Annotated in this window: 5 protein-coding genes; all 5 read left to right on the top strand. The window is 39.5% G+C overall.

The genetic code is table 11. The features are described from left to right. On the top strand, positions 1-305 hold a 305-nt coding region (locus tag C1642_RS19185), incomplete at its 5' end, for an SDR family NAD(P)-dependent oxidoreductase (protein ID WP_228153841.1). Positions 306-339: 34 nt separating this feature from the next. Next, positions 340-1,293, top strand: a complete 954-nt coding sequence (locus tag C1642_RS11225) for a PDR/VanB family oxidoreductase (protein ID WP_000210288.1) — start codon at positions 340-342, stop codon at positions 1,291-1,293. Positions 1,294-1,338: 45 nt separating this feature from the next. Then, positions 1,339-2,295 (top strand): p-hydroxyphenylacetate 3-hydroxylase reductase component, encoded by a 957-nt coding sequence (locus C1642_RS11230; protein ID WP_103236350.1) that lies wholly within the window; start codon positions 1,339-1,341, stop codon positions 2,293-2,295. A gap of 198 nt (positions 2,296-2,493) precedes the next feature. Further along, complete coding sequence (gene feaR, locus C1642_RS11235) at positions 2,494-3,408, top strand: transcriptional regulator FeaR (RefSeq protein WP_032018323.1); 915 nt, start codon at positions 2,494-2,496, stop codon at positions 3,406-3,408. A 208-nt stretch (positions 3,409-3,616) separates the two neighbouring features. After that, the coding region (gene tynA / locus C1642_RS11240) for a primary-amine oxidase (RefSeq protein ID WP_103236351.1) at positions 3,617-5,810 on the top strand (2,194 nt) is incomplete at its 3' end.

Consider the following 5,810-nt stretch of genomic DNA (forward strand, 5'->3'; position numbering starts at 1 on the left):
CTGCAACGGGTGCACACTACGCGGCAACCAAAGGGGCCATTGTGACGTTAACCAAAATCTTTGCCAAAGAGTTTGCGGCAAAAGGTGTTACGGTCAATGCGATTGCACCGGGACCAATGGAGTCACCAATCGTTCATAGTGTGGTGCCAGACGAAAAAATGGAACAGTTCATCCAGAATATTCCGGTTAAGGCCTTAGGAAGTATGCATTTTATTGCTGAAACTTGTGGGTTGCTTGCAAGTCCAAATGCGAGTTTTGTGACTGGTGCAACATGGGATATTAACGGTGGTTTATTCATGCGTTAAGCCAATCGCTTAACCATGAAAAGGGAGTTAAATCATGACTACACTTTATGATGTTGTCGTTAAAAATCGCCATGTGGAAGGTGGAAATATTGCAGTTATGGAGTTTGAATCTGCAACTTCTGCTGCATTACCAAAGGTTGAACCCGGTGCACATATTGATGTGCACTTACCGAATGGTATGGTGCGCCAATATTCGCTTTGCCAAAATCCAAATGACGAAGGAAAGTTTCGCCTTGGAATCTTACGTGACCCTGAATCACGTGGTGGCTCGATTTCTGCATTTGATGAAATTAAAGATGGTATGCAAATTCAGGTCAGTGAGCCGAAAAACTTATTCCCACTTTTAAAAGCCAAGCACAGTGTATTGATTGGCGGTGGAATCGGGATTACGCCGTTAATTACGATGGCATATCAACTTGCACATGAAGGTGCATCATTTGAGCTTCACTACTGTGGTGCTAGCCCTGAAAAATGTGCTTTTGTTGATGAAATTAAAAATGGTGTGTTAGCACAATACACAACTTTCCATTTTAAATCCGAAGGCGCAAGCCACAGAGCATTTTTTGAATCTGCCATTAAAGATATTGATCCTGAAAGTCATATTTATACCTGTGGTCCAGTCGGTTTCATGGATTGGGTGATTAACCTCGCCACGACTCACGATTTTCCTGAGCAGCAAATCCACAAAGAGTATTTCCAAGTCGAAACCGACACATCGGGAGATTCATTTGAAGTGGTGGCTGAGCGTAGCGGAAAAATCATTATGGTCGAAGCTGGCGAAACCATTTTGCAGGCTTTGGCTAAAGAAGGCATCGAGATTGAAATGTCTTGCGAGCAAGGCGTATGCGGAACCTGTATGTGCGATGTAATTGAAGGCGAACCAGATCACAGAGATGTTTATTTTACTGACGAAGAAAAAGCCAGCAATGAGCAAATATTAGTGTGCTGTTCACGCTCTAAAACACCGAGATTAGTTTTAGATATCTAATGCTCTCGCGATTTATATGGATGTAAGAGAAGGTTTAGGAGAAAGATGATGAATGTATTACAACAAATAGATGAGTTTACGGTCGATCCACTACAGTTCCGACGAGCATTAGGAAATTTTGCAACAGGCGTTACCATTGTTACTGCACAAAATGCACAAGGTGAGAAAGTCGGTGTAACCGCAAATAGTTTTAACTCGGTATCGCTCGACCCACCGCTTATTTTGTGGAGCATTGATAAAAAATCGTCAAGTTTTTCAGTATTTGAAGAAGCAACACATTTTGCAGTCAATATTTTATCGGGCACGCAAATTGAGCTGTCTAATAAGTTTTCGAGACGCAATATAGATAAATTTGCCGACACAAATTTTCAACTCGGTGCAGGACGCGCACCCATTTTAGAAAATTGTTCTGCAGTGTTTGAGTGCGAACGTTATCAAGTGATTGAAGGTGGGGACCACTGGATTATTATTGGTAAAGTGGTTCGTTTCCATGATCAAGGCCGAAGCCCACTGGTTTACCATCAAGGTGCATATTCTTGTGTCATGCCGCATCCAAGCCTTCAAGTTAAGCAAACTGAACAGAGCGGCGTAGACCAAACACATTATGGGCACTTATATAATAATGTCTGCTACTTGATGAGCCGTGCTTTTAAAGCTTATCAAACCGACTATATTCCTAAGCAAATGGCTTCGGGTTTCCGTACCAGTGAATCACGGCTCTTGCTTGTTTTGGCAAGTGGTACTGCTTCTAGTAAAGAAGATTTACCGCGAGATATTGCTATGCCAATGCAAGAAGTTGAAAGGTCGGCTGAAATTCTAAAATTTGAAGGATTATTGGTCGATCATGATAATTTGTACGCCCTGACCGAAAAAGGCCAACAAACGGCGCAGTATTTGTTTGATATTGCCGATAGCCACCAAAATGAGGTGTTTAAAAAGTATTCTGAGGAACAAAAGAATATTTTTATTACCATGCTGCGAGATTTTGCGGGAGTAGCATAAGCCCCATTAAGCTGATAAATTGAATTGATTTATCAGCTTCTTTACATCTAGCTGACTATCATCAAAACAATTCCACGGATAAGGAATTTTTGGCACACAATTTGTTTATCAATAAAACATGATTGCAAATATGCCAAGACAGTGCACCACCACAAACATAAAATTTTGAGCGGTGGCACATGTATAGAGAGGTAAGGGATGAACCAATATGTAAGTGATGCATTACTCACATGGACGCACCATATTAAAAATGTGTGCGGCAATTTTGAAACCGATTTTGATGGAACCCGTAATTTATTCATTGGTGAGGTTCAGTGCTTTTTATTGGGCGATACCGAAATTGCTTTTATCAAAAACAATGCCAATAAAATTGTCCGAAAAGCCGATGAAATCGATCGAGTGAATAATCGTTTTTGTTTTTTGATTTTGCAGTATTCGGGAAAAATGCTGCTCGAGTATAAGAATGAAACCTTAAGCCTAAATGAAGGCGATATTGTGTTGGTGGACCCGGTCGAAACAATTTCGATGTATCCGCAAGGTTTGGTGAGTCAGATTTCAGTGCACCTGTCGCGTGAAAAATTACTTAAAGAAAATATTAGTACCGAATATTTTGGAAAACTGATTACTCAAAATATGAGTGGTTTTTTACTCAAGAATATTTTGAAAAATATGTCTGCTGAAAACATCAAACTTTGGTACGCAACCGAAGATGGTAACGCTTTTGAAGATGCGCTGATTGCCTTAATCAAACCCACAATCAATTATAAAAATGTTCATAGCTCCAATAACCTGATGGAAAAAGCCGAGCGTTTTATTATAGAGAACTTAGCAAAACCAGATTTAACACCTAAATTAATTGCAGAGCATATTGGGGTATCACTACGACATCTCTACCGTTTATTCCTTCAAGAAAATTTATCTATTAACAAATATATACAGCTAAAACGCCTAGAAAAAGTCAAAGCGGATTTGCTTGATAAAAAGAACAAACAGAGTTCGATTACCCAAATTGCCTTGAAGTGGGGTTTCTGGGACGGTGCTCATTTTTCAAAGATCTTTAAAAAGACCTATGGTATCTCTCCTAAAGAATTTAGAGAGGGTATGCCGGTTTAAATATTTCTTCTTTTAATGTCATTTTTAGACAAATTCGACGTCATTCTTGAACAAGCTAGCCCTATGTAACTGTGTTGAAATTAAATTCATTAGAGCAGGTTAGATAAGCTTAATAACCATAAAACTATTAAGTTGGTCTAATGAATTTCACTCACAGGAAGTGCATTTTAACTGTCTGATTCAGATAGTTCAGGGATAGATGAAAAGGATGAAACCCATGCGTAAACAACGATTATTGAATGACATACAAAAAATATTGGCACTTAACTTATCAATCGCTGCAAGCTTTTGGGGACTCAATACTCAAGCGTTTGCGCATGGTGGAAAGGCCGACATGGTCTCACTTTATCAAAACATGAGTGAGCAAGGCGCTAAAGTTGTTAAAGATGACTTTACCAATACCTATACAATTACCAAAGGCTCTATAGTGGTGAGAGCCAAGCCAAACTCAAATCAGGTTTTAGTGAATGGCAAACCTTTAAAACTCAGTGTCCCGTTATTAATCAAAGATGGTAAGCCTGTTATTGGAAAAGATTTTTTTAACGAAGTCTTCCAGTCGGGGTTAGATCAAACTTTTAAAGTTGAAAATACCTTTCACCCGCTCAATAGCTTAAATTCTGACGAAATTAAAAAGACATTTGATGTGATTAACCGCTCGAAATACGCTTATAAAAATATGCGTTTTGCCGAGTTAAAGCTTAAAGAACCTGAAAAAGCCAAAGTATGGGATTACTTTATTAATCATAAAGATTTTAAAGAAGATCGTATTGCCTCATTTATTTTATTAAAGGGCAATCAAGCGATTGAAGGTGAAGTTAATCTTAATACTCAACAAGTCACAAAATGGAATGTACTTAAAGATACTCACGGTATGGTGTTGCTTGATAATTTTGAAGCCGTACAGCGTGTAATTGAGACGAGTAAAGAATATCAAGATGCGTTACGCAAACGCGGCATTACCGATGTGAAGAAAGTGATCGCTACTCCGCTAACTGTTGGATATTTTGGCGGTAAAGATGGTCTGGATAAACAACTCAATATATTAAAAGTCGTCGCTTACCTCGATGTTGGGGATGGTAACTATTGGGCGCATCCAATTGAAAATTTAGTTGCTGTAGTCGATTTAGATAAAGAAAAAATTATCAAGATTGAAGAAGGTGCGATCATTCCTGTGCCGATGGCAAATCGACCTTATATGTCGAATAAGCCCGTAGCAAGTAAGTTAAAACCACTCAATATTACTGAACCTGAGGGTAAGAACTTTAGCATTACCGGTCAAACCATACATTGGGGGAACTGGTGTTTGCATGTGGCCTTAGATTCTCGTGTTGGCTTACAGCTTTCAACCGTGACTTACAAAGATAAGGGCGTAAAGCGTAAAGTCATGTATGAGGGTAACTTGGGTGGAATGGTGGTTCCATATGGTGACCCTGATATCGGTTGGTACTTCAAATCTTATTTGGACTCTGGCGAATATGGTATGGGAACACTTACCTCATCTATTATTCCGGGAACAGATGCACCCGACAACGCTGTTTTACTTGATGCCGTGATTGCAGACTACAAAGGCCAGCCACAAGTAATTCCAAATGCCATTGCTGTATTTGAACGTTATGCAGGACCTGAATATAAACATCACGAAATTTTTGGCAATCAGGATGCGAGTGAAGCACGCCGTGAACTTGTCGTGCGCTGGATTAGTACAGTTGGAAACTACGATTACATGTTTGACTGGGTATTTTCCCAAAATGGTGTAATTGGAATTAATGCTGGTGCAACGGGTATTGAAGCTGTTAAAGGTGTTAAATCACGCACCATGCATGACAGTACCGCCAAAGAAGACACCAAATATGGAACTTTAATTGACCATAATATTGTGGGTACAACGCATCAGCACATCTATAACTTCCGCTTAGATATGGATGTAGATGGGGAAAACAACAGCTTTATGCATATGGACCCTGTAGTGAAAGCCAATGACAAAGGTGGTGTTCGTACAAGTTCAATGCAAATTGACAGTAAAGTCATTACCAATGAGCAAAATGCAGCTGAAAAGTTTGATCCATCTACCATTCGCTTACTCACGAATTTCAATAAGGAAAATAAATTAGGTAATCCGGTTTCTTACCAGCTCATTCCTTTTGCAGGTGGAACACACCCTGTGGCGAAAGGAGCCAATTTTTCTAAAGATGAATGGTTATTTAAACGTTTGAACTTTATGGATAAGCAAATTTGGGTGACTCAATACAATCCAGACGAACGCTATCCTGAAGGGAAATATTCAAACCGTTCGACTCATGATACAGGGTTAGGACAGTTCATTGGCAACAACGAAAATATTGAAAATAAAGACCTTGTGGTGTGGATGACAACAGGCACAACCCATGTGGCACGTGCTGAAG

Source organism: Acinetobacter sp. AKBS16 (assembly GCF_002899995.1).
In the GTDB taxonomy this organism is placed as follows: domain Bacteria; phylum Pseudomonadota; class Gammaproteobacteria; order Pseudomonadales; family Moraxellaceae; genus Acinetobacter; species Acinetobacter baumannii.